This window comes from Paucibacter sp. B2R-40 (assembly GCF_025717555.1).
GTDB lineage: Bacteria > Pseudomonadota > Gammaproteobacteria > Burkholderiales > Burkholderiaceae_C > Paucibacter_A.
The window spans coordinates 272,363-299,235 of record NZ_JAJIRP010000003.1 but is presented as its reverse complement, the minus strand read 5'-3'; the positions used below and the strand labels follow the sequence as shown (position 1 = coordinate 299,235).

General features: G+C 62.8%; 24 protein-coding genes. 20 read left to right on the top strand and 4 right to left on the bottom strand.

Features of this window, described 5'->3' with window-relative positions:
- Nucleotides 1-30 precede the first annotated feature (30 nt).
- From LNV09_RS07885 to LNV09_RS07855, 7 genes are all read left to right on the top strand, one after another.
- Nucleotides 31-2,091, top strand: a complete 2,061-nt coding sequence (locus tag LNV09_RS07885) for a putative bifunctional diguanylate cyclase/phosphodiesterase (RefSeq protein ID WP_263556541.1) — start codon at nucleotides 31-33, stop codon at nucleotides 2,089-2,091.
- A gap of 51 nt (nucleotides 2,092-2,142) precedes the next feature.
- The gene (locus tag LNV09_RS07880; RefSeq protein ID WP_263556540.1) at nucleotides 2,143-3,474 is read left to right on the top strand and encodes a hypothetical protein; all 1,332 of its coding nucleotides are present in this window, start codon (nucleotides 2,143-2,145) and stop codon (nucleotides 3,472-3,474) included.
- Nucleotides 3,471-4,202: a hypothetical protein gene (locus tag LNV09_RS07875; RefSeq protein ID WP_263556539.1), complete on the top strand. Its 732-nt coding sequence runs from the start codon at nucleotides 3,471-3,473 to the stop codon at nucleotides 4,200-4,202. Before LNV09_RS07880 ends, LNV09_RS07875 begins: the two co-directional genes overlap by 4 nt.
- 2 nt (nucleotides 4,203-4,204) lie before the next feature.
- A complete protein-coding gene (locus LNV09_RS07870) occupies nucleotides 4,205-7,024 on the top strand; it encodes an ATP-binding protein (protein ID WP_263556538.1) in 2,820 nt (939 codons plus the stop codon).
- Between the two features lie 24 nt (nucleotides 7,025-7,048).
- Entirely contained in the window at nucleotides 7,049-7,273 is a 225-nt protein-coding gene (locus tag LNV09_RS07865) for a tautomerase family protein (protein ID WP_263556537.1), read from the top strand.
- A gap of 18 nt (nucleotides 7,274-7,291) precedes the next feature.
- Nucleotides 7,292-7,984 (top strand): helix-turn-helix transcriptional regulator, encoded by a 693-nt coding sequence (locus LNV09_RS07860; protein ID WP_263556536.1) that lies wholly within the window; start codon nucleotides 7,292-7,294, stop codon nucleotides 7,982-7,984.
- 100 nt (nucleotides 7,985-8,084) lie between these two features.
- Nucleotides 8,085-8,462 carry a VOC family protein gene (locus LNV09_RS07855; RefSeq protein ID WP_263556535.1) on the top strand — a complete coding sequence of 126 codons (378 nt, stop codon included), beginning with the start codon at nucleotides 8,085-8,087 and terminating at the stop codon, nucleotides 8,460-8,462.
- Nucleotides 8,463-8,514: 52 nt separating this feature from the next.
- Here the strand turns inward: LNV09_RS07855 and LNV09_RS07850 are convergent, their stop codons facing one another.
- Nucleotides 8,515-9,630 (bottom strand): HD-GYP domain-containing protein, encoded by a 1,116-nt coding sequence (locus LNV09_RS07850; protein ID WP_263556534.1) that lies wholly within the window; start codon nucleotides 9,628-9,630, stop codon nucleotides 8,515-8,517.
- A 129-nt stretch (nucleotides 9,631-9,759) separates the two neighbouring features.
- Between LNV09_RS07850 and LNV09_RS07845 the strand changes: the two genes are divergently transcribed.
- Nucleotides 9,760-10,929: a tetratricopeptide repeat protein gene (locus LNV09_RS07845; RefSeq protein WP_263556533.1), complete on the top strand. Its 1,170-nt coding sequence runs from the start codon at nucleotides 9,760-9,762 to the stop codon at nucleotides 10,927-10,929.
- Here the strand turns inward: LNV09_RS07845 and LNV09_RS07840 are convergent.
- Nucleotides 10,926-12,467, bottom strand: a complete 1,542-nt coding sequence (locus LNV09_RS07840; protein WP_263556532.1) for a fumarate hydratase — start codon at nucleotides 12,465-12,467, stop codon at nucleotides 10,926-10,928. The genes LNV09_RS07845 and LNV09_RS07840 overlap by 4 nt on opposite strands.
- Before the next feature lie 127 nt (nucleotides 12,468-12,594).
- On the opposite strand from LNV09_RS07840, the gene LNV09_RS07835 reads away from it, so the two are divergent.
- From LNV09_RS07835 to LNV09_RS07810, 6 genes are read left to right on the top strand one after another with little or no spacing between them, the layout of a single operon-like run.
- A complete protein-coding gene (locus tag LNV09_RS07835) occupies nucleotides 12,595-15,432 on the top strand; it encodes a monovalent cation/H+ antiporter subunit A (protein WP_263556531.1) in 2,838 nt (945 codons plus the stop codon).
- 8 nt (nucleotides 15,433-15,440) lie between these two features.
- A complete protein-coding gene (locus tag LNV09_RS07830) occupies nucleotides 15,441-15,797 on the top strand; it encodes a Na+/H+ antiporter subunit C (protein WP_263556778.1) in 357 nt (118 codons plus the stop codon).
- On the top strand, nucleotides 15,794-17,410 hold the full coding sequence (locus tag LNV09_RS07825) for a monovalent cation/H+ antiporter subunit D (RefSeq protein ID WP_263556530.1): 1,617 nt from the start codon (nucleotides 15,794-15,796) through the stop codon (nucleotides 17,408-17,410). Before LNV09_RS07830 ends, LNV09_RS07825 begins: the two co-directional genes overlap by 4 nt.
- Nucleotides 17,407-17,916, top strand: a complete 510-nt coding sequence (locus LNV09_RS07820) for a Na+/H+ antiporter subunit E (protein ID WP_263556529.1) — start codon at nucleotides 17,407-17,409, stop codon at nucleotides 17,914-17,916. The genes LNV09_RS07825 and LNV09_RS07820 overlap by 4 nt, the downstream gene beginning before the upstream one ends.
- The gene (locus LNV09_RS07815) at nucleotides 17,913-18,212 is read left to right on the top strand and encodes a K+/H+ antiporter subunit F (RefSeq protein WP_263556528.1); all 300 of its coding nucleotides are present in this window, start codon (nucleotides 17,913-17,915) and stop codon (nucleotides 18,210-18,212) included. Before LNV09_RS07820 ends, LNV09_RS07815 begins: the two co-directional genes overlap by 4 nt.
- Nucleotides 18,213-18,226: 14 nt before the next feature.
- A complete protein-coding gene (locus tag LNV09_RS07810) occupies nucleotides 18,227-18,571 on the top strand; it encodes a Na+/H+ antiporter subunit G (protein WP_263556527.1) in 345 nt (114 codons plus the stop codon).
- Between the two features lie 13 nt (nucleotides 18,572-18,584).
- On the opposite strand, the gene LNV09_RS07805 is transcribed toward LNV09_RS07810, so the two are convergent.
- Nucleotides 18,585-19,217, bottom strand: coding sequence for a TIGR00645 family protein (locus tag LNV09_RS07805; RefSeq protein ID WP_263556526.1), 633 nt, complete (start codon nucleotides 19,215-19,217; stop codon nucleotides 18,585-18,587).
- 186 nt (nucleotides 19,218-19,403) lie between these two features.
- On the opposite strand from LNV09_RS07805, the gene acs reads away from it, so the two are divergent.
- Nucleotides 19,404-21,365: an acetate--CoA ligase gene (gene acs, locus LNV09_RS07800; RefSeq protein ID WP_263556525.1), complete on the top strand. Its 1,962-nt coding sequence runs from the start codon at nucleotides 19,404-19,406 to the stop codon at nucleotides 21,363-21,365.
- A gap of 341 nt (nucleotides 21,366-21,706) precedes the next feature.
- Complete coding sequence (locus LNV09_RS07795) at nucleotides 21,707-22,207, top strand: OmpA family protein (protein ID WP_263556524.1); 501 nt, start codon at nucleotides 21,707-21,709, stop codon at nucleotides 22,205-22,207.
- A 101-nt stretch (nucleotides 22,208-22,308) separates the two neighbouring features.
- Here the strand turns inward: LNV09_RS07795 and selD are convergent, their stop codons facing one another.
- Nucleotides 22,309-23,364 carry a selenide, water dikinase SelD gene (gene selD / locus LNV09_RS07790; RefSeq protein ID WP_263556523.1) on the bottom strand — a complete coding sequence of 352 codons (1,056 nt, stop codon included), beginning with the start codon at nucleotides 23,362-23,364 and terminating at the stop codon, nucleotides 22,309-22,311.
- Nucleotides 23,365-23,514: 150 nt separating this feature from the next.
- Between selD and LNV09_RS07785 the strand changes: the two genes are divergently transcribed.
- Genes LNV09_RS07785 through phnE form a run of 4 tightly spaced genes read left to right on the top strand, consistent with a single transcriptional unit; the run spans nucleotide 23,515 to nucleotide 26,857 of the window.
- On the top strand, nucleotides 23,515-24,381 hold the full coding sequence (locus LNV09_RS07785; RefSeq protein ID WP_263556522.1) for a putative selenate ABC transporter substrate-binding protein: 867 nt from the start codon (nucleotides 23,515-23,517) through the stop codon (nucleotides 24,379-24,381).
- Nucleotides 24,382-24,396: 15 nt separating this feature from the next.
- Nucleotides 24,397-25,230, top strand: a complete 834-nt coding sequence (locus LNV09_RS07780; protein WP_411969234.1) for a phosphonate ABC transporter ATP-binding protein — start codon at nucleotides 24,397-24,399, stop codon at nucleotides 25,228-25,230.
- Nucleotides 25,227-26,063, top strand: coding sequence for a PhnE/PtxC family ABC transporter permease (locus LNV09_RS07775; protein WP_263556521.1), 837 nt, complete (start codon nucleotides 25,227-25,229; stop codon nucleotides 26,061-26,063). Before LNV09_RS07780 ends, LNV09_RS07775 begins: the two co-directional genes overlap by 4 nt.
- A gap of 26 nt (nucleotides 26,064-26,089) precedes the next feature.
- Nucleotides 26,090-26,857: a phosphonate ABC transporter, permease protein PhnE gene (gene phnE, locus LNV09_RS07770; protein ID WP_263556520.1), complete on the top strand. Its 768-nt coding sequence runs from the start codon at nucleotides 26,090-26,092 to the stop codon at nucleotides 26,855-26,857.
- The last annotated feature ends 16 nt before the right edge of the window (nucleotides 26,858-26,873 follow it).

Here is a 26,873-nt window from a genome sequence, read left to right as displayed (position 1 = left end):
GTGATGACGATTGAAGGTTCTGGAGTGAACATGGATTTGTTGGCGCCGCATCTTGGTCCGAACCCCTTGCTGGTACTGATGGTGGGTTTGCTGGCGGCCTTGCTGCAGGGTTTGGGTGCGGAGATTCTTGATCTGGCCCAGCGCAACTCGCGCCAGCAAACGCGCGGCGCTCGTATGGCGGCCGCTTGCTTGATGGGCAGTGGACTTTGGTGGCCGCTGCAGGCGCTGGCGCTTAAAAGTTCGGCAGATCCAGGTTTAGGCTTTGGCTTGGGGCTGGGCCTGCCAATGCTTAATCTGGGGCTGGCATTGGCCGCAGCCGAGCTGATGTGCGAGGCCGTGCGGCCGCAGCGCGCTCGCATGATGCAGTCGCGCGGCCTGATGGCGCTGTTGGCCATCGGCTTGGGCGGCCTGCAAGCCTTGTTTGCAACCGAAAGTTTGGGTGCAAACTGGCTGATCAAGCTGCAAGCGATTGCGGCCAGCGCCTTGTTGCAAATGGCGATGTTGGCCTTGCTTTTGCGCTTGCGCGGCGATACCCGTTTGACGCGCGCGGCACGAGTGGCTTGTGCATTGGCTGCGGCAGGCTTGCCAATTTTTGCGATCACTGAGTTTGCGCCGGCCTTGCTGGCCAGCAACTTGGTTGCTTTTCCGCTCAGCTTGGCGCTTTTGATTGCCGCCGCGCTGGGGGGCTCGCTGTTGATGGCCCTGCGTCAATATTCTGAAGTTCAGGCCGAGTTGAAGGAGGGTGCTTTGCCGGCCTTCACCGATCCACTGACGGGTCTTGCGACGCGCTTGGGCATGGACGAGCAGTTGGCCCAAGCGGTGATTGCGAGTGATCGCGGCGGCCAGCCATTGGCCTTGTGCTTGTTTGATCTGGACGGCTTCAACCCCGTCAACAGCAGCCTCGGGCATGACAGCGGGGACGCCTTGCTGCGCCAAGTGGCGAGCCGTTTGCGGGCCTGCCTAGAGCCTGGTGATGTGGCGGCCCGCATCGGCGGCGATGAGTTTGTCGTGCTGCTGCGCACGCCCGCCGACAAGGAGGCAATGGCCGACTTTGCACGCCGAGCACAAGCCGAGCTGGCCAAGCCCTTTGTGCTTGAGCAGCGGGAGTTGACGCTGTCTTGTTCGATTGGCATCGCCCGCTACCCGCTCGATGGCGGCAAGGCCCGCATGCTGGTCTGTGCCGACGCGGCCAAGAACGCAGCCAAGCGCATGGGTGGTGCTTGTTACTGTTTCTATGCACAAGGTATGGACGGCGACACGCGCGAGCAACTCGATCTGCTGCGCGATTTGCGCCTGGCGATTGAGCGCAATGAGCTGGAGCTGTTCTACCAGCCCAAGATAGACGCCCACAGCGGCCAAATCACCGCCGCCGAGGCCTTGCTGCGCTGGCACCATCCGACCCGCGGCATGGTCTCGCCGGTGGTCTTCATTCCGATCGCCGAACGATTCGGCTTTATGCGCGAACTGGGCAATTGGGTCATTGTGGACGCCTGCCGGCAGGCGCGCGTGTGGCGCGAGAGCGGTTTGCGCATGCGCGTCGCGATCAATTTGTCGGCCCACCAGATGCGCCAAGCCGATCTCGTCACGCTGATCGAAGACGCGCTGCATGAAAACCGCGTGCACCCTTCGCTGCTGACCTGCGAGATCACCGAGTCGGTGGTGATGGAGAACACACAGGCGATTCAAGACACTTTCAAGCGCTTGGGCGAACTGGGCGTGCATTTGTCGATCGATGACTTCGGCACCGGCTATTCTTCTTTGAGCTATTTGCGCCAGTTGCCGGCCAAGGAGTTGAAAGTAGACCGTGCCTTCATCATTGATATCTGCGGCAGCGAAGATGCGCGCGCGGTGGTCGACGCCGTCATCAAGCTGGCCCATGCTCTGGGCTTGCGGGTGGTGGCGGAAGGGGTGGAAACGCAGGGTCAGCAGGCTATTTTGTGCGCGATGGGCTGTGATGAGCTGCAGGGCTATTTGTTCGCTCGGCCGATGTCTGCCCAGGCCATTTTGCTCTGGGCCATCGACGACAAACAGGCTGCGCCGGCCTTTCGAGCTTCACTGTTTGGTGACACGACCTTTACCCCGAAGCTGTAAAACACCGGCTTTGCGCCGGAGCCCTTGCATCTAGCTGGGATAATCGCACCCATGCGGGAGAACCCAAACCCAGCGAGCGAAGACGAAGCTCGCTTTGAAGACTATTTTCGCGATGCGGCGGCTCCCAGTGAGGCGCAACTTTTGTGGCAGCTGGAGCGCCAAGAGGGCTTGACGGCCGGCTTGCGTGCGCTCTTTCACGGCCCGGCCAGCTTGGTCAAACTGCGCGTTTGGGTGTTCCTCGAGGTGATGGCGATGCCGGCTTCGCGGATCAGCCGCGAGGTTTTCAACCAGCATTTCCATATGCTGCGCGATGAGCCGCTGGAACTGGTGCTCAAGCGTTTCCGCGAGGCCGATCTGCTGCTCTGGGACGGCTCCAACCAGCAATACAGCGTGACGCCCTTGGCGCAGCAATTGCTCGGGGTGTTGACGCCGCTGATCACCAGCGTGGGCCAGGACGCCGATCTGACCGCCTTGCTGGCCAATGTGGCCGGCGCGCATCAGCTCGGCACCTTGGACCCGGCGCAGCTGCAGCATCTGCAGGCACAGCTGTCCCGGCTCTACGACGAGTTTGCCGACGCGATCGCGAGCGGCTCCGAGTTCCATCTGCGCCGCGCCCGCCAACGTTTCGGCAAGGCCTTGAACCTGGTGGCAAAAGCCAGCGAGGCCTTGACCGCCATCATGGTGCAAGCGCAAGAGCAGGGTAACGCCAGGCTTGAGCGGCTGGCACGCGAGCTGGGCCTGGCGCAGGCGCGGCTCTTGGCGATGGCCAGCCAGTTCAACCGCGCGCTGCAGCAGGCCGACCGCCAGCGCGTCACCTTGGGTTCCACCGGCATCACCACCACCGATGTGCGGCGCTGGCTGCAGAGCGTGCATTTTCTGGAGAACCTATCTTTAGGCGCGTTGTCGCGGCCGGTGCATCCGGTGCTGGTTTCGCAGCATGAACTGCTTGACACCGCCGAGGCTGAGTTCGAGCGTGACCGGCCCAAGCCCAAAGAAGCCGAGCCGCTGCCGACGGCTCAGGCCGCGCCCGAGGGCGAGCTGGCGGTGATGAGTTTGCCGCCCGAGATGGGCTTGATGCAGGCCTTGTTGAACCGCTGGGCCGAAGCCGGCGAGCTGGAGCAAGACCTGGCCCCTGCCGTGCTGGGTGGCAGTTATGCCCGAGCATCCTACCGAGCGCAATTGCTGCCCTTGCTGGGCGACCCGCAGGCCCAGCACTTGGTCGGCGCCACCGGCGATATGGCGCGCCAACCCTGGCGCGTGCATTGGGGCGTGGAGCAAGGGCCTATCGATGATGAATACATACGCTGGATGAGCCGAGGCGTGCTGCGAGCCAGCGGCCCTGACGCCTCTGCCGGCCTGAGCAATGAGGAAGACAAAGCATGAGCGCTGCTCTTGATGATGCCGCCGCCTTGGCGGCCCAATTACTGGCGCGCCGCTGGCTGCCGCGCAGCCACCCGCTGGTGCGCCGCGCACTGATCGATACCGATGTCTGGACGGCGCTCTCCGAGCGCCTCGCTGCCGTTGGTTTGCGCGTGATCGACAACCTCTACGCCGATCACATCAGCGTGGCCATGCTGCGCCCGGCCGAGGTGGCGGTGTTTGGCGAGACTGGCTTGGCCGCGAATAACAACCTCGATCTGCCGCGTGACGGTGTCGCGCTGCTGGTGATTTTGTGGTCGCTGATCGTCTTGCCCAAGCGCCAGCGCCAGGTCGCCCGCGCCGATGCGAAGGAAGCTGGCCAGAACGAGATGTTTGCCACCGACAAGCCGCTGCCTACGGCCGCCAGTGTCAGCCCGACGCTGTCCTACCGCAGCTTGTTGGTCGACTTTGGCAACCAGCTGGGCAAGAAGATGCGCCTGGACTCGAACCTGAAGCTGCTGGAGCGCAACGGCTTCATCACAAGGCGCGGCGAAGACATTGCCGAAGGCCCGCTGCTTGATTTGCTGCTGGACTACGACACGTTGGCGCCGCGCATTCTGGACGGTGCGCTGGCCGATGTGCTGGCGCGCTCGACCGATCTGTTGGCGGCGCCAGCCATCGCGGCCCTGCGGCGGAATCAAGAAGAAGAAATTCAAGAAGAAATAACAACAATAACGCCCGAGCAAGACTGACCATGTTTCATCTGCAATCTCTGGAACTGCTGCACTGGGACTATTGCCAGCGCGTCACCATGCCGCTGGACGGCGCCATCATCACGATTGCCGGCCCCAACGGCTCGGGCAAGACCACCTTGCTGGACGCGATGCGCACCTTGCTGGGTCTGGAATGCTCGGGCGGGCGCACTTACAAGACCTATGCCCGCCATGCTAACGCCGAAACCGCTTGGCTGCGGGCCTTGGTCGATAACCGCCCGCGGGGCCGCCAGAACAGTTCGCGCCCCTTTGCCAGCTCGCTGATCTATTCCGATCAGGTCACGCTGGCCTGCCGCATCGAGCGCCATGGCGGCGACTGGCAGCGCCGCTACATGATGGTGGACGGCGTCCAAACGGTCGAGCAGCTGGCTGAAGCTGCCGAGAAGGAATGGATGGGCATCGAGGCCTGGCGGCGCCGCCTGGAGGCTGCCGGCCTGACCCGTGCGATCGGCCGGGTGCTGGCGCTGGAGCAGGGCCAGACCGACCGCCTGTGTGAGCTCAGCCCCAAGGAGCTGCTACGCCTCGTGTTCGAGGTGTTTGGCGACCAGGAGGTGCTGGACCGCTATGACCAGGCGCGCAGCCATCAACAGCATTTGCTCAAGGAGGTGGAGCAGGCCGGCCACGAGCTCTCGCACACGCAGGCGCAGCTGTCCGATCTGGCCAACCGCGTCACCAGCTATCAGCAGTACCAGTTGCGCCTGCGAGAACGCGAGCGCATTGCCTCTGAAGTGTTGCCGGTTTTGCAGTGGAGCGAGGCGCGCGCGCGTACCGCGCAAGGCCTGCGCGACTTGCATCGCCAGCGCCTGTTTGCTGGCGCCGACGCGCGCGCTCAAACGGCCAAGCGGGCCGAGTTGCATGCCTTGTTTGAATCGTCGCAGCAGGCCAAGCAGCGCCTGAGCGAGTTGGAGCAGGAGCGGCGCCAGAATCGCGCCGGTTTTGATGCGGCCCGCGAGGCCGAGCGGCCGATGGAGCTGTTGGCCAAGCGCGAGGAAGAGTTGAAGGTCTTGGCGGCGGTGGAAACCGATGCGCAGGAATTGGCCCAGCGGGTCGAGGATTTGAGCGGGCGCCAGCACAGTCTGCGCGAGAGCTTCACGCGCGCCAATGACCAAAGCAGAAAAGCGCAAGCCGCGCTCGACGGCCTGGCCGGCCAGCGCCTGCCGCCGCCACCGGTCGATGTGACGCGCTTTCGGCGCGCGCTGGACGATGCCGGCATTCATCACCATGTGTTGGCCGACTGCATAGACATTGCCGACGAGACCTGGCGTGCGGCTGCGGAAGGCATGTTGCGCCCATCCCGCTGGGTGGTGGTGTTGGCCCGGCCCGGCGACGAAGCCCATGCTTTTGCGCTGGCCTCGCGCGAGCGCTATCGCCATTACGTGGTGGCTGAGGGCGAGAGCGCGCCGGCCGCGGTGCCGCCAGACTCTTTGCTGGCCGCGCTGAAGATCAATGCCAAGCTACCGGGCTGGCTGCTGCGTCAATTGGGCGGCATTCGCCGGGTCAAGGACACCGAGGCTGGTGCCAAAGTTGGCGGCGAATGGATCACGCCCGAGGCCTATTACCGTGACGGTCGCGGCGGGCGCAGCCTCTGGGTCGAGCCACGCGATTTTCAGTTCGGTGTGTCGGCGCTGGAGGGCCGTCGCAAGGCGCTGGAGAGCGAGCTGGCACGCTATGACGCCGAACTGAGCCGTTTGGCCAAGGAGCAGGCCGAAGTCGAGCGTCAGTTCAAGGACGCGCAGCGCGCTGCGCAGGGTCACAAGGCAGCCAAAGAACTGGGCGAGCGGGCGGAAGAGTTTGCGGCCGCTCGCAGCCGTTTGCCGGCCTTGCGTCAAGCCCGCGCCGAGGCGTCCAGCCGCATGACAGCGCTGGAGGCCGAACATGACCGGGCCTTGACGGCGCAAAGCCGCAGCGAGCGCGACTATGAAGCGGCGCAGCTGAGCCTGAAGGCCAGTGAAGAGAACGTCGGCCGGGCCGAGCGTGAGCATCATGGGCGCTTGCAAGACTTGAAGGCGCAGGCCAAGGCATCCCGCGAGGCGCGAGCGCGCTTTCCCGCCGCGTGGATACAGACGGGGACGCTGCAGGCCTTGCGCGACGAGTTCGAGAATGCCAAGCAGGCCGAGATTGCCGGCCGCCATGTGCAGGCCGAGCTAGAAAAAGGCGTGTGGGAAACCGACCCGCAGGTGCAAGAGCGCCACCACCGCATGGCGGTCGCGGTGCTGGAGCAGACCACCCAGCTCGATGACCGGCGTGCCAGCAACGAGATGGCTCGTATTGCCGCCTTCAATGCGCGCGAGCGCTATATCGACGTCTTGCGCGCCACGGTGCGGCGTTACAAGAAGAATGTGCAGGAGCTGGGCGAGTTGGCCGGCGTGATCGCGGTGGCCGAGCTGCCGCATTTGGACAATGACGATATGGTGCTGGCGCAGGCCGGCTTGCAGGTCAAGTTCAACTTCGACGGCAAGGGCGAAGTGGGGCTCAATGACGGCGAGGCCTCTGGCGGCCAGCAGGTTTTGAAGAGCCTGATTCTGTTGGTCGGCTTGATGAAGGACGATGACAGCCCAGGCGGCTTCGTCTTCATCGACGAGCCCTTTGCGCATTTAGATGTGCGCAATATTCAGCTGGTGGGTCACTTCTTGCGCTCGACCCGCGCGCAGTATTTGCTGACCACGCCGATCACCCACAACGTCGAAGTCTTTGAGCCCAGCGAGATCACGCTGGTCACCAGCAAGAAGGGCAGGGGCGAGCGCTGGGCGCCGCCGATCGCGGTGCTGGCGCGTAGGCCCGAGAAATCTATTTACGATTGAGTGTCATCAAGGAGTTCGTGCGTCATGCCTTTCGTCAACATCCAGATCACCCGCGAGGGTGCGACGCCCGAGCAAAAAGCCGAGCTGATCGCCGGCGTCACCGAGCTGTTGGTGCGCGTACTGAATAAGAACCCGGCCACCACTTTTGTCATCATCGACGAGGTCGACACCGACAACTGGGGCATTGGAGGGCAGTCGGTGACGGCGCTGCGCTTGGCGCAGTCAAGCAAGGCCATATTGGGCGCATAGGCCGCTTAGGGCGCAAGCATGTCCCGGTCGGCCCGTCTATTCGAGCTGCTGCAACTATTGCGCCGCCATCGGCATCCTATTCAGGGTGCGGCGCTGGCGCAGCAAATGGACGTGAGCCTGCGCACGTTGTACCGCGATATCGCCACCTTGCAGGCGCAAGGCGCGCAGATTGAAGGCGAGGCGGGTGTGGGCTATGTCCTGAAGCCCGGCTTTGTGTTGCCGCCTTTGATGTTCTCGGTGGATGAGCTGGAAGCCTTGGTGCTGGGCTCGCGCTGGGTGGCTGGGCGCGTCGACGATGGGCAGTTGGCAGAGGCGGCGCGCAATGCCTTGGCGAAAATATCAGCAGTTTTGCCCGCAGACTTGCGCCACGAGCTCGAAAGCTCCACCTTGCTGGTCGGGCCGGGTGAGGCGCCGTCCGGGCCCGAGCAACTGATGGCGAGGCTGCGCTCGGCGATGCGCAATGAGCTCACTGTGAAGCTGCAATACCGCGATCTGAAAGAGCGGGCCAGCGAGCGAACAGTCTGGCCTTTTGCGCTGGGTTTTTTCGACTCGGCGAGAGTTCTGGTGGCTTGGTGCGAGTTGCGTCAGTCAATCCGTAACTTCAGAGTCGACCGGATAGAAGCGATGGCAGTGCTGGAGACCCGCTACCCCAGACCACGCCAGGCCTTGCTGGCCGAATGGCGGGCGTTGGAGGGCATTGCGCCGCAATAGTTCGGTCTTGCCCGGCCGTCTGTTCGCTGCTGCCAGAAATTGACACTGCGGCTTTTTACGATGAACGCTTGTTCAACCAGACAGCGCAAAGTTCATCATCATGACGCAGCCCAATTTCATTCTTCTGTATGTCAGCAGCCCGGTCGAGAGCGCGGCCTTTTATGCTCGGCTGCTTGGCCGCGATCCCATTGAAGCATCGCCGACCTTTGCCATGTTCGCACTCGACGGCGGTCTTATGTTGGGCCTGTGGGCACGTCACACGGTGGAGCCCATGGTTGCACCAGGCACAGTGAATGCCAGCGGCGAGTTGGCCTTTGCTCAGCCTGATGTGGCTGCCGTTGACGGCCTGTATGCAGCATGGTCTGCATTTGGCTTGACCCTCATTCAGGCGCCTTGTTCGATGGACTTTGGCTACACCTTCACGGCAGTGGATCCGGATGGTCACAGGCTGCGGGTCTTTGCGCCGCACCGGGCTTGAGCGCAGCGCAGCTAGGCAGTCCGGCCCAGCGGCTTTGAATCAGGCGGCAGACTCAGGCCAAGCTCGCCAGAGCTTGCGCGGGCAGGCGTTCGAGCTGGCCGCGGTCACCCAGCACGGCATGTATGCAATAGCCGCGCTCAGCAGTGTCACGGCGCATGGGTTGGGGCAGGGGGCTGCCGTACGGTGTGGTGAGCGCGGCGACGATAGGTGTCATCACACTGGCACCGCGCTTGACCACGACACCGGTCTCGCCAGAAGCCAATCGCACGAAACAGCCGGGCGGGTAGAGACCAAATTCCTTCACCAAGGCGGCGGTCATCGGATGGCTGCCGTCTTGCATGAACATCATGCGGCCGGCCCTGTCAGCTGCCATGGCAGCGCGGCCGTGGCGGGGGTTGAGCATGGCGGTATAGGTGTCGGCGCGTTGCACCAGCGTGGCCAGGTCACCGGGCTCGCGACAACCATGCGGGTAGCCTTTGCCGTCCGGGGTTTCATGGTGACGAGCCACCGCCAGCAACCATTCGCTGTCGGTGATGCCGGCCAAGGCCAGCATTTGTTCGCTGCGCTCGGGGTGGCTGTGGACCGCCGCGCGTTGCGCGGGCGTGACCGGGGTTTTCTGCTCGGCCATCTGAGCTTGCAGTTCCAAGATCGAAATGTCCATGGTCAAGCCGACCTTGAACGCTTTGTGAGATTCGGCGTCCGACCAGCCCAAGCGCTGCGCGACCAAAAAGCTGGTGATCGCGCAGTGCAGCGCGTGCCTAATGCCGTATTGCAGGGGTTCTTGGTCCATGCGTTTGATGATTTGGAAGATCGCCAGGTCTCTGTCGCGCTCGATCAGGGTCAGTACGGCGGGCGTTACATCATCAAGCGCCTGTACAAAACCCGGCCGATCAGAGGCGCACAGCGCCGCACCGAGTTGCTGCAGGCTTTGGCGCCAGATCACCGGCAATTGCTCGGGGCTTGCGAGGCGAATCAAGTCGGATGGCGACTGCAATTCCGCGAGGTCGACCAAGCTGCCTCGCTGGAGCAGCGCGTCCAATTCGGCTTGGCTGCCGAGTATTTGGCCGCGCGCCAGCAGCAGGCTGCAGTCCAGGTTGTAGACATTGAAGGGCAGGCCAACGCCTACCGAAATTCGGTGTTTGACTGCGGAAAGCAGGGAATATTGCATTCGCTTTTCCACCAATCTATGCACGCCAACGTTCTCAAAAACAACGCCGCATCCTCGTCTGCGTCCTGATGCGAATCTTATATCGCAAGCCTTGTATATTAGGGGAAGTACTTTAATAAATGGTGAGCCATGCCCCCACCCAAGCGCCGACAGCCAGAAGTCAAACATCAGGCGAGTTGTGAAGATCTGCTTAGACAGGCGCAACAGGTGTTTGATGGCGAGCGCCCGTTGGCGGCCGTCGCTCTTGCGCTGTTGGCCGAACAAAGTTGCGGCGGTTCGGGGCCTCAACCCTGTGCGGCAGCTGCAGCCCGGCTGCAGGCCGAGGCCCATTGGGCCAACGGCGCGTTTGATCAGACCTTCAATTGCGCCATACGAGCTGCCGAGCATTACGCTGCATTGAATCAAGCCACGGGTCAGGTGGCGATGCTCAATCAGGCCGCGCTGGCCGCGTGTGCGGCGGGTTTGGCCGAGGACGCCTTGCCGCTGGCCTTGCAAGCCTTGGAGTTGGCCAGTCAGGCGGCGCCGCTGGAAAGCCTGGCCAGTGCCTTGTCCACGTTTGCCCATGTGCAGGCCAATTTAGGTGAGTTCGAGGCGGCCGAGCAAGTCCATCAGCAGGCGCTGATCAAAGCGCAGGAATCGGGCAATGGCCCAGCCCTGGTGCGTTGCTTCGCCAATGCCTTGATGGCCGGGGTGCTGGCATTTGACGAGTTGCTGGCCGGTGGCAAAACGCTGCTGGCTCAGGCCAGTTCGATGCGACTATTGCCCTTGGCGCAGCAGGCCCATGGTCTGTTGGATATGAGCTTTATGTCGGACGCGCAGCGCGCGATATTGCGGCTCAATGTCGGCCATGCCTTGATGAATGCGCAGCGCTTTGAGGAAGCCGGGCGCTTGTTCCACGACAGTTTGCAGCTATTGGCCGACTCGACCTCTGAGGTGCTGCACTATTCGGCCGCCCATGCGCTGTGCGAGCTTGATCTGCGTTGCGGTCATTTGGCTTCGGCGCAAGAGCGTTTGCAGGAGTTGTTGCTCAAGCGCTCGGTGTCTTTGAATCCCTTGCAGCGCGAAGACTTCTTGCGCACAGCGATGGCCTTGTGCCAGGCCCTGAAAGAGCAAGAGCAGTCATTGAAATATGGTGTCCGGCTCAGCCAAGTGCTGGCTGAGCAGGCTCAAAAACGCCAGCGCGCCGCGCTGCAAATACGCGCGGTGCAGGCGTCCGGCCAGGTTTTGCTGGCGGCAGCCAGTGAAACGGCGGGGCAGCAACCAAGCTCGAACCCCGAGCCCGGTCCGCTGACGACTTAGACTGACTTCAGCGCGATCACCGAGCCTTGGCCCGAGGCAATGCGTTGCTGCCACTCGGCCGGGCCGGTGATATGGGCGCTGGTGCCGCCGGCATCTACCGCCACTGTGACCGGCATATCGACAACGTCGAATTCGTAGATTGCCTCCATGCCCAGGTCGGCAAAGCCGACCACCGGTGCGGCCTTGATCGCCTTGGACACCAGGTAGGCGGCACCGCCGACGGCCATCAAGTAAGCCGAGCCGTTGTCCTTGATCGCTTCGATCGCCACCGGGCCGCGCTCGGCCTTGCCGACCATGGCGATCAGGCCGGTTTGCTCCAGCATCATGCGGGTGAAGCCGTCCATGCGGGTGGCGGTGGTCGGGCCTGCAGGCCCCATCACCTCGTCGCGGACCGGGTCAACCGGGCCGACGTAATAGATCACCCGGTTGGTGAAGTCCACTGGCAGCTTCTCACCCTTGGCCAACATATCGGCAATGCGCTTGTGGGCGGCGTCACGGCCGGTCAGCATCTTGCCGTTCAGCAGCAACGTGTCGCCGGGCTTCCAGCTCGCGACCTCGGCCTTGGTCAAGGTGTTCAGATCGACGCGCTTGCTCTTGTTGTAATCAGGTGCCCAATGCACATCGGGCCACAGGTCCAGGCTCGGGGCTTCCAAGAAGCTGGGGCCGGAGCCGTCCAGCACGAAATGCGCGTGCCGCGTGGCCGCGCAGTTAGGGATCATCGCCACCGGCTTGGAGGCGGCGTGCGTCGGGTAGGTCTTGATCTTGATGTCCAAGACCGTGGTCAGGCCGCCCAGGCCTTGCGCGCCGATGCCCAGCGCATTGACCTTCTCGTACAGCTCGATGCGCAGCTCTTCGAGCTTGTTCTGCGGGCCACGCGCCAGCAGTTCATACATGTCGATGTCTTCCATCAAGGCTTCTTTGGCCATCAGCATCGCCTTTTCGGCCGTGCCGCCGACGCCCAGCCCCAGCATGCCGGGCGGGCACCAGCCGGCGCCCATCAGCGGCACGGTCTTGAGCACCCAGTCGACGATGGAATCGTTCGGATTCATCATCACGAATTTGCTCTTGTTCTCCGAGCCGCCGCCCTTGGCCGCCACCATCACGTCGACGGTGTTGCCGGGCACGATTTGCACACTGATGACCGCCGGCGTGTTGTCCTTGGTGTTTTTGCGCTCGAAGATCGGATCGTTCAAGACCGAGGCGCGCAGCTTGTTGTCGGCGAAGTTATAGGCTTGGCGCACGCCCTGGTTGACGGCGTCCTCGAGCGAGCCGGGGAAGCCTTCCCAGCGCACATCCATGCCGACCTTCAGGAACACATTGACGATGCCGGTGTCCTGGCAAATCGGGCGGCGGCCCTCGGCGCACATCTTCGAGTTGGTGAGGATCTGCGCGATCGCGTCCTTGGCGGCGGCCGACTGCTCGCGCTCGTAGGCGCGCGCCAGATGGGCGATGTAGTCGGCCGGGTGGTAGTAGCTGATGTACTGCAGCGCGCCGGCGACGCTTTCAACGAAGTCGTTGTATTTGATCGAAGTAGACATGATGGGGCGGGGTCCAGGATGAGATGAAACTGCCGCAAGTTTAGCGAAGCCGGCTTGTTGCAAGCTTTCAGCGGGGCTTATGCAGCCGCGTCCTACAATCGGCCGCCCTCAAAACCATCCCTCATCGATGAACCTGTTGCTCGCCACGGTGGTCCTCTTGCCCTTGCTGCTAGGCACTGTGTTGTGTGGCTGGCTGGGTGGCTTGAAGAGCAGGCCGCAAGCGCCCGCTTGGGTGGCGGGCTTGATCACGGCCGCCGCCTTCGGCTTGCTGCTTTCGGCTGCGCCAGAAGTACTGCAGGGTCAGGTTTTGCTCAGCCATGCCGATTGGGTGCCGGCGATCGGCCTGAATTTGGGCTTACGCTTGGACGGTTTGTCCCTGTTATTCGCCGGCCTGATCACCGGTATCGGCTTGCTGATCATTCTCTACGCGGCCTTCTACCTCGGAGCCGAGGACCCCAAGGGCAAGTTCTACAGCCAATTGATGCTGTTCATGGCGGCGATGCTGGGCATCGCGCTGTCCGACAACCTGCTGTTGTTGGTGGTGTTCTGGGAGCTGACCAGCATCTCCTCTTTCTTGCTGGTCGGCTATTGGGGGCACAAGGAAGAAGCTCGCCAGGGTGCGCGTATGGCGCTGGCGGTGACCGGCGGCGGTGGCCTGGTCTTGCTGGCCGGCGTGATCGTGCTGGGGCAAATCTGCGGCAGTTACGACATGGGCCAGATGCTGAGCCAGGGCGAGCTGGTGCGCGCCGACTCGCGCTATCCGCTTGCCTTGGCGCTGATTCTGATCGGCGCTTTCAGCAAAAGCGCGCAACTGCCGTTTCATTTCTGGTTGCCCGAGGCGATGGCCGCGCCCACGCCGGTGTCGGCCTATTTGCATTCGGCCACCATGGTCAAGGCCGGGCTGTTTTTGCTGGCGCGGCTCTATCCGGTGTTGGGCGGCACGGGCCTGTTCGAAGGCGTGGTCGCCAGCGTCGGTCTGGCGACGATGGTGTTCGCCGCTTTTGTGGCGATCTTCAAGCATGATATGAAGGGGCTGCTGGCCTATTCGACCATCAGCCACCTGGGCTTCATCACCTTCATGATTGGCTTGGGCACGCCCATGTCTGCCGTGGTGGCGGTGTTTCACATCCTCAACCATGCCTGCTTCAAGGCGGCGCTGTTCATGACGGCCGGCATCGTCGATCACGAGACCGGCACGCGCGATATGCGCCGACTCGGCGGCCTGATGCAAGTGATGCCCTGGGTCGGCAGCCTCGGGCTGCTGGCAGCCGCCTCGATGGCCGGTGTCGCTCCGCTCAATGGTTTCTTGTCCAAAGAGTTGATGCTGGAGCAGTCTCTTCATGCCGACTTCTGGGGGGCGCTGTCCTGGGCGATTCCGGTCCTGGCGACCGTGGGTGGTCTTTGTTCGGCGGCCTATTCGCTGCGACTGGTGCATGCGGTTTTCTTCAACGGTCCGGCGCGCGACCTGCCAATGCCGCATCCCCATGAACCACCCTGGGGCATGAAGCTGCCGGTGCTGGTCCTGGTGGCGATGTGCATCGCCGTAGGCCTGGCGCCGATGTGGCTGGCCGGGCCGCTGGTGCGCGTGGCCGCTGCTGCGATGTTGGGCGGGCCGGCGCCCGGGTTTCATTTTGCGCTGTGGCATGGTTTGAATCTGCCGCTGCTGATGAGTCTGATCGCCCTGGCCGGTGGCGGGCTGCTGTATTTCGGTCTGCAGGCAGGCGGGCGGCTGCATCGTTACTTGCCCGGACCCTTCAGTGGGAAGGCTGTTTTCCACTTTGCAATCAACGGCTTGTTTGGCTTGGCCGGACGCTGCACCTGGCGGCTGGAGAACGGCTCGCAGCAGAGCTATCTGGCCTGGCTGTTGGCGCTGGCCATTGGCCTGTCGGCATGGGTGATGGCGCGCAGTGATGGTCTGACGGCCGGCTCGCGTGAATTGCTGGCCGCGCCGCCGCTTGCCGTCGGCATTTGGCTGTTGCTGATCGCGCTGGGCTTGGCCTTGGTCTTGCTGCATCGCCAGCGTTTTGTTGCGGTGATTTTGGCCGGTGGCGTGGGCCTGGTGTGTTCGATGGCGTTTTTGGCCTTGTCGGCGCCCGATTTGGCGCTGACGCAGTTGTCGGTTGATGTGGTGTCGACCGCCTTGCTTCTGATGGGGCTTGCCTTGCTGCCGCAGATCGGCAAACTGGAGTCCAGCAATTTGCGGCGCGGGCGCGACGCTTTGCTGGCGCTGCTGGGAGGCGGCGGCATGGCTTGGCTGAGCTGGTTGATGCTGACGCGCAACCATGATTCGATTTCCTGGTACTTCCTGGAGAACGCGCTGTCGGGCGGTGGTGGCAACAATATTGTCAATGTGATCCTGGTCGACTTCCGCGGCTATGACACCTTCGGCGAGATCACTGTGCTGGGCATAGCGGCAGTGGGTGTGTTGGCTTTGCTGGACGGTTTTCGGGTCAAGCGACCCCAGGTCGATGGGGCCGGCCGCGCCTGGAGCTTTGCGCAGGAGCCCTTGATGCTGCGGGTGGTCGCGCGCTTGGTGCTGCCGCTGGCCTTGCTGGCGTCGGCCTATATCTACTGGCGCGGCCACAATCTGCCGGGCGGCGGATTCATTGCCGGCCTGGTCACCGGCGTGGCGCTGGTCCTGCAATACATGGCCAATGGCCAGCAGCGGGCCGAGGCTGTCCTGCACGCCCAGGGCGGACGGCGTTATGTGCGCTGGATAGGCCTGGGGCTCTTGATCGCCTGGCTGACCGGCGTCGGCGCGTTCTTGTTCGGCCGGCCATTCTTGAGCAGCGCCCATGGCCACCCCAGCCTGCCTCTGCTTGGTGAGTTGCCGTTGGCGACAGCCGCCTTGTTTGATCTGGGTGTTTACATCACCGTGGTGGGTGCCACGATGTTGATGCTGTCGGTGCTGGGCGCGGCCAGCAAGGAGGGCGCGAAGCCCGCGCCGCGAGGAAGCTACGCATGACGATTTCGATGGAATTTTTGCTCGCCAGCGGGATTGGCTGGGTGACGGCCTGCGGCATTTATTTGCTCTTGCGCGGGCGCAGTTTTTCGGTCGTGTTGGGCCTGAGTCTGATTGGCTACGCGGTCAATGTGTTTATCTTCGCGATGGGGCGGCTGTGGCGCAACGCGCCGCCGATCCTGGGTCAAAGCTCGGGGCTGGTGGCCGACCCCTTGCCGCAAGCCTTGGTGTTGACGGCCATCGTGATCGGCTTTGCCACAACCGCCTTTGTGATCGAGCTGGCGCTGCGCAGCCGGCATGAAAGCGGCAGCGATCATGTCGATGGGGCCGAGCCTGTAGACGCCCTTGCAGCGAGGCCGCTTCGATGACTTGGCTCCATCAGCACTTGGCCGTTTTGCCGGTCTTGCTGCCGGCGTTGACCGCGATGGCCCTGCTTTTGCTGGGTGACCATGGCGGCGATCAGCATGGTGGCCACGGGCATCACAAATTGTTGTGGGCGCGTCGCATCGCGCTGGCGTCCACAGCCTTGGGTCTGGTCTTGGCGCTGGCGCTGGCTTTGCGTGCCGCCGAAGGCGAGTTGATCACCTATCGGCTGGGCGACTGGCCGGCTCCGTTTGGCATCATTTTGTTGGTCGACCGGCTGGGCGCGCTGATGCTGGTGTTGGCCGCTTGCGTGGCGCTGCCGGTACTTGGGTATGCGAGCGGCGGCTGGGATGCGCATGGGCGCTATTTCCATGCGCTGTTCCAGTTTCAGCTGATGGGTTTGAACGGGGCATTTGTGACCGGCGATCTGTTCAATTTGTTTGTCTTCTTCGAGGTCTTGCTGATCGCCTCCTATGTACTGATGGTGCATGGCCAGGGGGCGGCGCGCTTTCGATTTGGCATGCAATATGTGGTGCTGAATTTGGCGGCCTCGGCACTCTTTTTGATCGGCCTGGCGCTGATCTACGCCAAGGCCGGCACGCTCAATCTGGCCGATCTGGCCTTGCGCGTGCCGGCCGTGGCGGCGCCCGACGCGGCCGTGCTGCAGGTGGCTGCGGTGCTGCTTTTGGTGGTGTTCGGTTTCAAAGCGGCGCTGATGCCTCTTGCGATGTGGTTACCGTCGACTTATGCGGCGACCAGTCCGCCGGTGGCGGCGCTGTTTGCCATCATGACCAAGGTCGGCGTTTATGCGATCGTGCGCGTGCATGGCGTGGTGTTTGGCGACAGCGGCGGCGCGACCGCCTTGACGGTGGAGCCGATTTTGCTGCCGCTGGCCCTGGCCACCAGCGTGGTGGCGGTGCTGGGTGCCTTGGCGGCCAAGACCTTGGCGCGTCTGGTGGCTTGGCTGACCGTGGTCTCCGTAGGCACGGTGTTAGCGGGCATAGGCCTGTATGGTCCGGCGGCTTGGGGTGCGGCGTTTTATTACATGATCAACAGCACTTTGGTGATTGCGGCGCTGTTCTTGCTGGCCGAGTTGGTGGCCGCGCAGCGCGGCGACGCCGATGGCCAGTTGCAGCCGGCGGCGCCTGTCACCCAGCCGACCTTGTTGGGTTTGATGATGTTGCTGGCGGCGGCTTCCGCCGCCGGTTTGCCGCCGCTGCCGGGTTTTATCGGCAAGCTGATGCTGCTGGAGGCGGCCAGCAGTCATGCTTGGGCGCCGCTGGTGTGGACGGTGATGCTCGTGGTGGGTTTTTGCACGTTGCTGGGCTTGGCTCGGGCTGGCAGCATTTTGTTCTGGCATGTACGGGATGATCTGCCAGCCAGCGCCAGCGCGGGCGGCAGCCCAAAGCTGGTCTTGGCAACCTGTTCGCTGTTGGCGGCCAGTGTTTTGCTGAGTGTTGCTGCCGCTCCGGTTCAAAGTTATTGCCAGGCGGCGGCGCTTCAATTGACGGACCGTGCGGCCTATGCTGGCGCCGTGCTGGCCGAGCCAGGTGCTGGGCTTGGGTCCGCCGGCGTACTTCCGCAGACCACCCGGCCCTATCGAGGAGGCGCGCGATGAAGCCAAAAGCAAGGCCCGCCATGCCGCGCCGCTTGAGTCATCCGGCGCTTTCGGTCCTGTTGTTTGCTGTTTGGCTGATCTTGCAGCAAAGCCTGAGCATTGCGCATCTGCTGCTGGCCGCTGCTTTTGGCCTCTTGCTGCCCAAGCTGCTGCACGGCTTGCTCGGCCCCGCTTTGCGGCCACGCCGGCCGGGCTTGCTACTGCGCTTTGCCGTGATCGTGCTGTGGGACATCATCCGCGCCAATCTGGCGGTGGCCCGCCTGGTACTGGCGCCCAGCGCCAAGCCCGAGCCCGCTTGGGTGAGGGTGGCGCTGGAACTGCGCCAACCCGGCGCCATCATGCTGCTGGCCACCCTCATCACCACCACGCCCGGCACCGTGTCTTGTGTGGTTGACGACGAAGCACACGAAATCTGGGTTCACGCCTTGGATTGCGCCGACCCGGTCGCGATGGCCGCCGAGATCAAGGCTCGCTACGAGCGACCCTTGCTGGAGATTTTTGAATGACTGAGAACTTGTTGATGGGCCTGCCCTTGCTGGCCTGGGCCTTGGACTTTGCCAGCGCCGCCATCGGCCTGGCTCTGCTCTTGTGCGGCTGGCGTTTGCTGGTCGGCCCCGCCATGACCGATCGGGTCCTGGCGCTGGACACCATGTACGTCAACCTTGTCGCCCTGGTCGTGTTGCAAGGCCTGCGCGAGGGCAATGGCTTGATGTTCGAGGCGGCAATCATCATCGCGCTGCTGGGCTTTGTGTCGACGGTGGCGGCGGCGCGTTTTTTGAGCCGCGGTGACGTTTTGGAGTAAAGGGAGCAAGCCAGATGGCCAATTTTGAAATTCACCCGCTGCTGCAACTGCTGATCATCGCTTGCTTGCTGGTCGGCGGCTTGTTTGCCTTGATTGGCGCGATCGGTATGCTGCGTTTTGCGGATTTCTTCATGCGTTTGCACGCGCCGACCAAGGCCACGACTTTAGGCGTCGGCGGCGTATTGATCGCCAGCCTGCTCTATCACTGGAGCCAGCGGCAGTTTGGCGTGCAAGAGCTGCTGATCACGCTGTTCTTGTTCATCACCGCGCCGGTGTCCGCCAACTTGCTGGCCAAGGCGGCGCTGCATCTGCGCCTGCCTTCCAAGGCCGGGCTCCCGCCTGGGCAACCCCGGCCTTGAGTGCGTTTCAATATCAATGCTTGTCGTCGCTGCTGTGCGCGCTCGACAGCAGCTTGTCGGTATAGGCAATGGCCAGCGCCGAGAACAAGAAGGTCACGTGGATGATGGTCTGCCACATCAAGGTCTTGACCTCGTAGTTGTCGGCGTTGATGAAGGTCTTGAGCAGATGAATCGATGAGATGCCGATGATGGCCGTGGCCAGCTTGACTTTCAGTACCGAGGCGTTGACATGGCTGAGCCACTCGGGCTGGTCGGGGTGATCCTCCAGCCCCATGCGTGAGACAAAGGTTTCGTAGCCGCCAACGATCACCATGATCAGCAGGTTGGAGATCATCACCACATCGATCAAGCCCAGCACCACCAGCATCAAAATGGTTTCGTTGAGCTTGCCGATCGGCTCAAAACCGATCACTGCATCGGCCGCATCCTTGATGGCAACGGTCTTATAGCCAATGCTCTTGACCAGTTGGGCCAAGGCGTCTTGGTTGCCGAAGGCGGCCTCGATCAAATGCAGCAACTCGGTCCAGAACTGGAACACATACAGCGCCTGCGCCACGATCAGCCCCAAGTACAGCGGCAGTTGCAACCAGCGGGTTGCAAAGATCATTTTTGGCAGGGTACGCAAAGGTCGCGGTGGCTGGGTCATAGGGTTCTCACTAGGTGCGCGAAGTGGCGGGGCGATTTTAGGGGCCTATTTGCGATCAGGCGCACGGAGTACGTCGAGTTACCGCGCTAGAGTAAGCGCTTCGTCAGAGACAGGACGCACAGTAGCGCTCAGTAGTTCAAGTCATTTGTCATTTTTGTAATCCGCGAGTGCCAGAGGAAACACATCATGAGTCAGAACGATCTATATCTGCCCAGCCCAGCTTGGCAAGAACAGGCCAATGTCAAAGGCATGGCCGGCTACCAGGCCTTGGTGGATGAGGCCGAGGCCGATTACCAAGGCTATTGGGGCCGATTGGCGCGCGAGTTCGTGACTTGGCAGACGCCGTTCACCAAAGTGCTCAATGACAGCGATGCACCATTCTTCAAGTGGTTTGAAGACGGGCGCCTGAATGTGTCCTACAACTGCCTGGACCGCAATGTCGAGCGTGGCCTGGGTGACAAGGTCGCGATCATCTTCGAGGCCGATGATGGCTCGTCCACCAAGGTCACTTACAGCGAATTGCTGGGTCGGGTGGCGCAGCTGGCCAATGTGCTCAAGGCACGCGGGGTCAAGAAGGGTGACCGCGTGGTCATCTATATGTCGATGTCGGTCGAAGGTGTCGTGGCGATGCAGGCCTGTGCTCGTATCGGCGCGATCCACTCGGTGGTGTTCGGCGGCTTCTCCGCGCAAAGCCTGCGCGACCGGGTCCAAGATGCCGGCGCCGTGATGGTGATCACCGCCGACGAGCAGCTGCGTGGCGGCAAGGCGCTGCCATTGAAGGCCATCGTGGACGAGGCGCTGGAAGGCGGTGTGTGCCCAACGCTGAAAGATGTGATTGTCTACAAGCGCACCGGCGGCAAGATTGGCTGGGTTGAGGGGCGTGACCACTGGCTGCATGAGGAATTGGCCGGCAAGCCTTTGACTTGCGAGCCCGAGTGGGTCGAGGCCGAGCATCCCTTGTTCCTGCTCTACACCTCGGGCTCCACCGGCAAGCCCAAGGGCGTGCAGCACTCCAGCGGCGGTTATTTGCTGCACGCAGCGCTGACCACCAAGTGGACTTTCGATCTGAAGGACAACGATGTGTTCTGGTGCACGGCCGATATCGGCTGGGTGACAGGCCACAGCTATATCACCTACGGCCCCTTGGCGCTGGGCGGCACCGAGATCGTCTTCGAGGGCGTGCCCACCTATCCGGATGCCGGGCGCTTCTGGCAGATGATAGAGAAGCACAAGGTCACGATTTTCTACACCGCGCCGACGGCGATTCGTTCGCTGATCAAGGCGGCGGAAGGCAATGCCGCCGTGCATCCGGACCGTTATGACCTGAGCAGCTTGCGCTTGCTGGGTTCGGTCGGCGAGCCTATCAATCCCGCTGCTTGGGAGTGGTATCACAAGCATATCGGTGGCGGCCGCTGCCCGATTGTGGATACCTTCTGGCAGACCGAAACCGGTGGTCATATGATCACGCCGCTGCCGGGCGCCACACCCTTGGTGCCGGGCTCTTGTACGCTGCCATTCCCCGGCATCACGACGGCCATCGTCGACGAGATGGGCAATGATGTACCCAACGGGCAGGGCGGCATTCTGGTCGTCAAGAAGCCATGGCCATCGATGATCCGCACCATTTACAACGACCCCGAGCGTTTCAAGAAGAGCTACTACCCTGAGGAACTGAAAGGTTATTACCTCGCCGGTGACGGCGCGATCCGCGATGCCGAGACGGGTTACTTCACGATTACCGGCCGTATCGATGATGTCTTGAACGTGTCGGGTCACCGCATGGGCACGATGGAGATTGAGTCGGCGCTGGTCAGCTGCACCGAGCTGGTCGCGGAAGCGGCCGTGGTGGGCCGTCCGGATGACACCACGGGCGAGGCCATTTGCGCGTTTGTGGTGCTCAAGCGCGCCCGCCCAACGGGGGACGAAGCCAAAGCGATTGCTAAGCAGTTGCGCGACTGGGTGGCCAAGGAAATCGGCCCGATTGCCAAGCCCAAGGACATCCGTTTCGGTGACAACCTGCCCAAGACCCGTTCCGGCAAGATCATGCGCCGTCTCTTGCGCTCGGTCGCCAAAGGTGAGGCGGTCACGCAGGACACGAGTACCTTGGAGAACCCAGCCATCTTGGATCAGTTGTCGGAAGCCAACTGATCCAAGAGACGCATGCGCAGCATGCGTCAGCGCCAAAGGCGCTTGGCTGGGTTAGGGATCACTCATATCGCGCAGCGATGTGGGTGATCACAGAATCCTGCAGCTCTGATCCATTCGGAAGCCAACTGATCGAGAGCCGGCCGTGCAGCGGCCGTTTGCGCCGCAGGCGCTCGCCGGGGTAGGGATCACTCATATCACGTAGCGATGTGGGTGATCACAGAACCCCGCTCCTTTTATCAAACGCCCGCCCTGCGGGCGTTACTCATTCCGCCCGTTAGAATCCGCCCCGATCTGAATCGAAGTCGATTCATCTAATTTTGCTACTCTCTGGAGATTCCCTCATGGCTTCCAACAATCAAGACGACAACGAACGCATCGCCCTTTGGCTGGTAGGCCTGGTCATCGCAATTTTGCTGGTCAGCATCACTTCTTACGTGTTGATCAAGCAGCGCCACCGGCTTGCCCCTGCGCCGGCTGCGGTCGCCGCTATCGCCGACGCCGATCTGTATGACGCACCGCTGAGCGGTGAATTGCTGGCGACTGTGCATTTCGGGTTTGCTGAAGCCACCGTGCCGGTCGAAGCTGCCCCTGACCTAGCCCGTGCGATGGAAGCCTTGATGGCTGCGCCGACGCGCAAGATCGTGATCGCCGGTTTCCATGATGCCAGCGGTGATGCCGTCAAGAATGCCGAGTTGGCCAAGCATCGCGCAATTGCGACCCGCTCGGTGCTGACTGCCGCTGGTGTGGATGCCGCGCGCATCTTGCTGCGCAAGCCAGAGTCGACATTGGCAGACGGTACGGCCGAAGAGGCGCGCCGGGTTGAGATTCGCCTGCTGGACTAAAATTCTGCTGCGCCTGTCGCAAAAAACAAGCCGCCCCTGGGCGGCTTGTTTCTTTTTGGGGCTCCAAGGCTTGCGCGTTCGTTTGCCGTTGGTATGAGTGCTTAGCCGATGCGCAGCTGCCCCGGCTTGTCCTGCGCTGTGGCAATGCGACCCACCGCAGCAGCGTCTTCAAAACCGTGGCGTTTGAAGATATCAAGTACGGCGCTCACGGCCTGCGGCGCGCAAGACACCAGCAGTCCGCCGCTGGTTTGCGGGTCGCTCAGCAAGGCCTGCGCAGTATTCGAGAACTCCATCGGCAAATGAATGTCGTGGCCGTAGGCGGCCCAATTCCGCCCCGAGGCACCAGTGACGATCCCTTGTCCGGCCAAGTCTGCCACGCCGGGCAGCAAGGGCACTTGATCCCAATCAAGCCAGACATCACAGGCCGCGCCGCGCGCCAACTCCAGTGCGTGGCCTGCCAGGCCAAAGCCGGTCACGTCGGTCAAGGCGTGCACCCCGGCGAGGGCGGCCAAATCTGGCCCCGGTGTATTCAATTTCGTCGTGACTTCAATCATGCGCGCATAGCCTTCCGCGCCCAGCAAGTCCTTCTTGAGTGCCGCCGACAGAATTCCTACGCCCAGCGGCTTGCCGAGCACCAGCACGTCGCCCGGCTGCGCGTCCGCATTGCGCTTGACCCGGCTTGGGTGCACCAGGCCCAGCGCCACCAGGCCGTAAATCGGCTCGACCGAATCGATGGTGTGGCCGCCGGCAATCGGGATGCCCGCCGCGCGGCAGACCGAGGCGCCGCCTTCCAGAATGCGGCCTATCGTCCGGGTTGACAGCACATTGATGGGCATGCCGACCAGGGCCAAGGCAAGAATAGGCCGCCCGCCCATCGCATAGACATCGCTGATTGCATTGGTGGCGGCGATGCGACCGAAGTCAAACGGATCATCGACGATGGGCATGAAAAAGTCAGTGGTGGCGATCAGCGCCTGCTCGTCATTGAGCTTGTAAACGGCCGCATCGTCGGCGGTCTCAATGCCCACCAGCAGCTCGGGCGGGACCGGGAATCCTGTCGTGCCTTTGAGGATTTCGGACAACAGGCCGGGCGCAATCTTGCAGCCGCAGCCGCCGCCGTGGGAGAGGGAAGTCAATCGGGGTTCTGGCTTGGACATGGTCATGCGTGTGGTTTGCAGCTTTGCTGGATCAGTCGGCACAGCATAGCCGCATCGTTGCCAAGAGCGCTGCTGGTTTTCGCACAGCGGCAGGCACACCGGGTCGACTTGAGTTCCAATGCCGGCTGAGATTTCTTTTTGGAGTGAGCCATGTCTGTCGTCAATCGTCGCCATCTGAACCAAACCCTCGTTGCGGCTGTGTTGGCCCTGGCGGGCCTGTCCGCGCAGGCACAAGCGCAGGTGTTCCGCGTCACCGCCATTCCCGATGAATCGCCGACTGAGTTGGCCCGCAAGGCCGCGCCACTGATGCGTTACTTGGAGACCCAGCTGGGTATGAAGGTCGAGTTCACGCCAGTGAGCGACTATGCGGCGGCCGTTGAAGCCTTGGTCAATAAGAAGGTCGATCTGGCCTGGTTCGGTGGCTTCACCTTTGTGCAGGCCAATACTCGCTCGGGCGGCAAGATGCTGCCCTTGGTGCAGCGCGAGGAAGATACGAAATTCCGCTCGGTCTTCATCACCTCCGACCCCACGATCAAGACCCTGGCCGACCTGAAGGGCAAGGATGTGTCCTTCGGCTCGCAAAGCTCGACCTCGGGCCATCTGATGCCGCGCAGCTTTGTGCTGCAAGCCGGCATCAATCCGGACAAGGACTTCCGCCGCGTGGCATACAGCGGCGCGCATGATGCGACCATCGCGGCCGTGGCGGCCGGCAAGGTGCAGGCCGGTGCTTTGAATATCTCGGTTTGGGACAAGTTTGTCGCCGACAAGAAGGTCGACACCGAGCGTGTCAAGGTCTTCTACACCACGCCGCCTTACTTCGACTACAACTGGACCGTGCATGCCGATATGCCAGCGGCGCAGCGCGAGAAGATCAGCAAGGCCTTCTTGAGCTTGAGCCGCGATGACGCCGCCGGCAAAGAGATTCTTGACTTGCAGCGCGCCACCCGTTTCTTGCCCAGCCAGCCCGAGAACTACAAAGGCATTGAAGCCGCCGCGCAAAGCGCCGGCCTGCTGTGACGCGGCTGAGTTGATTTGAAGCTGACTCTCTCTGGCGTTGACGCCGCCCCCTTGGGCACGGCTGCGGGTCAAGCCGCCGTTTTGCGCGGCCTTAGCCTGACAGTGGCCGAGGGCGAGGCGGTGGCCGTGATCGGGCCGTCCGGTGCGGGCAAGACCACGCTGCTGCAGCTGCTGGCCTGCGCGCTGCGGCCCAGCGCTGGTCAGTACCAAGTCGGCGCTTGCGATCCTTGGCGGCTCGGTCGCTCCGATTTACAGGCTTTGCGCGGCAAGCTGTTTTTGGCGCCCCAAGTGCCGCCGCTGCCACCGCGTCAACGTGTGGTCACGGCCGTTCTGGCCGGCTGCCTGCCTGCGTGGAGTTTGCTGCGCAGCCTGCGTTCGCTGGTCTACCCCAGCGATATCGCTGCAGCGCATGCGGCCTTGGCCAGCTTTGATCTGGAGGAGAAGTTGTTCGAACGGGTCGACCGGCTTTCGGGCGGCGAGCGCCAACGGGTCGGGCTTGCGCGCGCCTTGGTGACGCCGGCCCAGCTGTGGCTGATGGATGAACCCTTGTCCGCGCTGGACCCGCTGCGCACGGCGCAGGCCGCCCAGACCCTGATCCAAGAAGCCCGTCGGCGCGGCGTGACGCTGCTGGCTTCGCTGCACCATGTGGAGATGGCCTTGGCGCATTTTCCGCGCATTGTCGGGTTGCGCGAGGGTCAGGTCTTGTTCGATCTGCCGGCACCCAAGGTTTCGCCGGCCTTGTTGGCGCAGCTCTATGCGCAGCATGAAGAGGAATTGCACGGCGGGGTGCCTGACTCAGCCGACTCGGCCATGGCCCGGCCCGCCTTGCTTTCAACGCCATGCCGATGAGTTTGCCGGCCAGCACGCGAGTGCCGCCGCGTGATCCTGCCTGGCTGGGCCGGATGTTCTGGTTCAGCGCCGGCTTAGGCTCGCTGTGGCCCTTGATGGTGGCGACCGAGTTCCGCCCTTGGGTCTTGCTGGAGCCGCAGAGCCTGGCCGTGACGGTGAGATTTTTGGCTGATTTCGTGCCGCCAAAACTGGATCTTGAGTTCTTGATCCTCGTGGCGCGTGAAGCCTGGCGCACGGTGGCGATCGCGACGGCCGGCATCAGCCTTGCGCTGCTCGCGGCCGCGCCCTTGGCGCTGCTGGCCACGCGCAGCCTGTCGGTCTCGGCCTTGAGTGGGCGTATGGCGAGCGGGCCGGCATTGTTGCGCCTGAGCGTGCGGTGGCTGTTGATCTTGCTGCGCAGCGTGCCGGAGCTGGTCTGGGCGCTGATTTTTGTGCGCGTGGTGGGCTTGGGCGTCACCGCCGGCGTGCTGGCGATTGCGCTCACCTACGCCGGCATGCTGGGCAAGGTCTATGCCGAGGTGCTGGAGAGTGGCGATACCGAGCCCACGCGGGCCTTGCTGCGCAATGGCGCGGGGCGGGTGCAAGCATTTTTCTATGCTTTGCTGCCGCAGAATGCCGCTGAGCTCAGCAGTTACACGGTCTACCGCTGGGAATGCGCGATTCGCTCCTCGGTGGTGCTGGGCTTTGTCGGCGCGGGCGGTTTGGGCCAGCAGATCGACGCTTCGATGAAGATGTTCAATGGCGGCGAGGTGGCCACCATGCTGCTGGTTTTTGTGCTCTTGGTGGCGGTGGCTGATGCGCTCAGTGCCGGCCTCAGAAAGTCCTTGCTATGAAGCCCTGCCCAGCACCTCAAGTGCAGATGAGCCGCAGAGCCTTGGGCCTGGTGCTGGGGCTTGTGACCCTGGTGCTTTTGAGCTTTGCCACGCTTGATCTGCAATGGGCGCAGATGTTTTCACTCGAGGCTGCGCGCAGCATGGGGCGCTTTGTGGCGGAGTTTTTTCCGCCCGACATGAGCCCGCCTTTTGTTGCCAAGGTCGGCTGGGCGAGCCTGGAAACCTTGGCTATGTCGGCCTTGGGTACCTTGATCGCGGCGCTCTTGGGTATGTTGCTTGCCTTGCCCGCAGCGCGCTTGCACGGCCAAGACTCAGCGCTGGCGCGGCGCCCGACGCGCTGGCTCTTGAATGCCTTGCGGGCGGTGCCGGACTTGGTCTGGGCCAGCTTGGCGCTGATCTCGGCCGGCTTGGGGCCTTTTGCGGGCACCTTGGCTTTGGCGGTCCACACCACCGGCGTGCTTGGTCGGCTGTTCGCTGAGGCGATGGAGAACTGCAGCGAAGGGCCAGGCTTTGCCCTGCGTGTGCAGGGCGCTGGCAGCCTGCGGGTGTTTTTGTACGCAACGCTGCCGCAGATCTTGCCGCAGCTGATCAGTTACACGCTGTACCGCTGGGAGAACAATATCCGCGCGGCCGCCGTACTGGGCGTGGTGGGCGCGGGCGGCCTGGGTCAGATGTTGAGTTTTCATATGGGCCTGTTCCATATGCACAAGACCGCCACCATCCTGGCCGCGATGCTGCTGCTGGTGGCCTTGGTGGACTTGCTCAGCGATAGGCTGCGCCGCACGCTGGCCTGAGAGGGAGAGAACTTTC

What these genes read in the sequence shown, in the direction of transcription:
- LNV09_RS07885 (WP_263556541.1), top strand. Translation starts at nt 31, where the DNA reads ATGGATTTGTTGGCGCCGCATCTTGGTCCGAACCCCTTGCTGGTACTG.
- LNV09_RS07880 (WP_263556540.1), top strand. Translation starts at nt 2,143, where the DNA reads ATGCGGGAGAACCCAAACCCAGCGAGCGAAGACGAAGCTCGCTTTGAA.
- LNV09_RS07875 (WP_263556539.1), top strand. Translation starts at nt 3,471, where the DNA reads ATGAGCGCTGCTCTTGATGATGCCGCCGCCTTGGCGGCCCAATTACTG.
- LNV09_RS07870 (WP_263556538.1), top strand. Translation starts at nt 4,205, where the DNA reads ATGTTTCATCTGCAATCTCTGGAACTGCTGCACTGGGACTATTGCCAG.
- LNV09_RS07865 (WP_263556537.1), top strand. Translation starts at nt 7,049, where the DNA reads ATGCCTTTCGTCAACATCCAGATCACCCGCGAGGGTGCGACGCCCGAG.
- LNV09_RS07860 (WP_263556536.1), top strand. Translation starts at nt 7,292, where the DNA reads ATGTCCCGGTCGGCCCGTCTATTCGAGCTGCTGCAACTATTGCGCCGC.
- LNV09_RS07855 (WP_263556535.1), top strand. Translation starts at nt 8,085, where the DNA reads ATGACGCAGCCCAATTTCATTCTTCTGTATGTCAGCAGCCCGGTCGAG.
- LNV09_RS07850 (WP_263556534.1), bottom strand. Translation starts at nt 9,630, where the DNA reads ATGCAATATTCCCTGCTTTCCGCAGTCAAACACCGAATTTCGGTAGGC.
- LNV09_RS07845 (WP_263556533.1), top strand. Translation starts at nt 9,760, where the DNA reads ATGCCCCCACCCAAGCGCCGACAGCCAGAAGTCAAACATCAGGCGAGT.
- LNV09_RS07840 (WP_263556532.1), bottom strand. Translation starts at nt 12,467, where the DNA reads ATGTCTACTTCGATCAAATACAACGACTTCGTTGAAAGCGTCGCCGGC.
- LNV09_RS07835 (WP_263556531.1), top strand. Translation starts at nt 12,595, where the DNA reads ATGAACCTGTTGCTCGCCACGGTGGTCCTCTTGCCCTTGCTGCTAGGC.
- LNV09_RS07830 (WP_263556778.1), top strand. Translation starts at nt 15,441, where the DNA reads ATGGAATTTTTGCTCGCCAGCGGGATTGGCTGGGTGACGGCCTGCGGC.
- LNV09_RS07825 (WP_263556530.1), top strand. Translation starts at nt 15,794, where the DNA reads ATGACTTGGCTCCATCAGCACTTGGCCGTTTTGCCGGTCTTGCTGCCG.
- LNV09_RS07820 (WP_263556529.1), top strand. Translation starts at nt 17,407, where the DNA reads ATGAAGCCAAAAGCAAGGCCCGCCATGCCGCGCCGCTTGAGTCATCCG.
- LNV09_RS07815 (WP_263556528.1), top strand. Translation starts at nt 17,913, where the DNA reads ATGACTGAGAACTTGTTGATGGGCCTGCCCTTGCTGGCCTGGGCCTTG.
- LNV09_RS07810 (WP_263556527.1), top strand. Translation starts at nt 18,227, where the DNA reads ATGGCCAATTTTGAAATTCACCCGCTGCTGCAACTGCTGATCATCGCT.
- LNV09_RS07805 (WP_263556526.1), bottom strand. Translation starts at nt 19,217, where the DNA reads ATGACCCAGCCACCGCGACCTTTGCGTACCCTGCCAAAAATGATCTTT.
- acs (WP_263556525.1), top strand. Translation starts at nt 19,404, where the DNA reads ATGAGTCAGAACGATCTATATCTGCCCAGCCCAGCTTGGCAAGAACAG.
- LNV09_RS07795 (WP_263556524.1), top strand. Translation starts at nt 21,707, where the DNA reads ATGGCTTCCAACAATCAAGACGACAACGAACGCATCGCCCTTTGGCTG.
- selD (WP_263556523.1), bottom strand. Translation starts at nt 23,364, where the DNA reads ATGTCCAAGCCAGAACCCCGATTGACTTCCCTCTCCCACGGCGGCGGC.
- LNV09_RS07785 (WP_263556522.1), top strand. Translation starts at nt 23,515, where the DNA reads ATGTCTGTCGTCAATCGTCGCCATCTGAACCAAACCCTCGTTGCGGCT.
- LNV09_RS07775 (WP_263556521.1), top strand. Translation starts at nt 25,227, where the DNA reads ATGAGTTTGCCGGCCAGCACGCGAGTGCCGCCGCGTGATCCTGCCTGG.
- phnE (WP_263556520.1), top strand. Translation starts at nt 26,090, where the DNA reads ATGAGCCGCAGAGCCTTGGGCCTGGTGCTGGGGCTTGTGACCCTGGTG.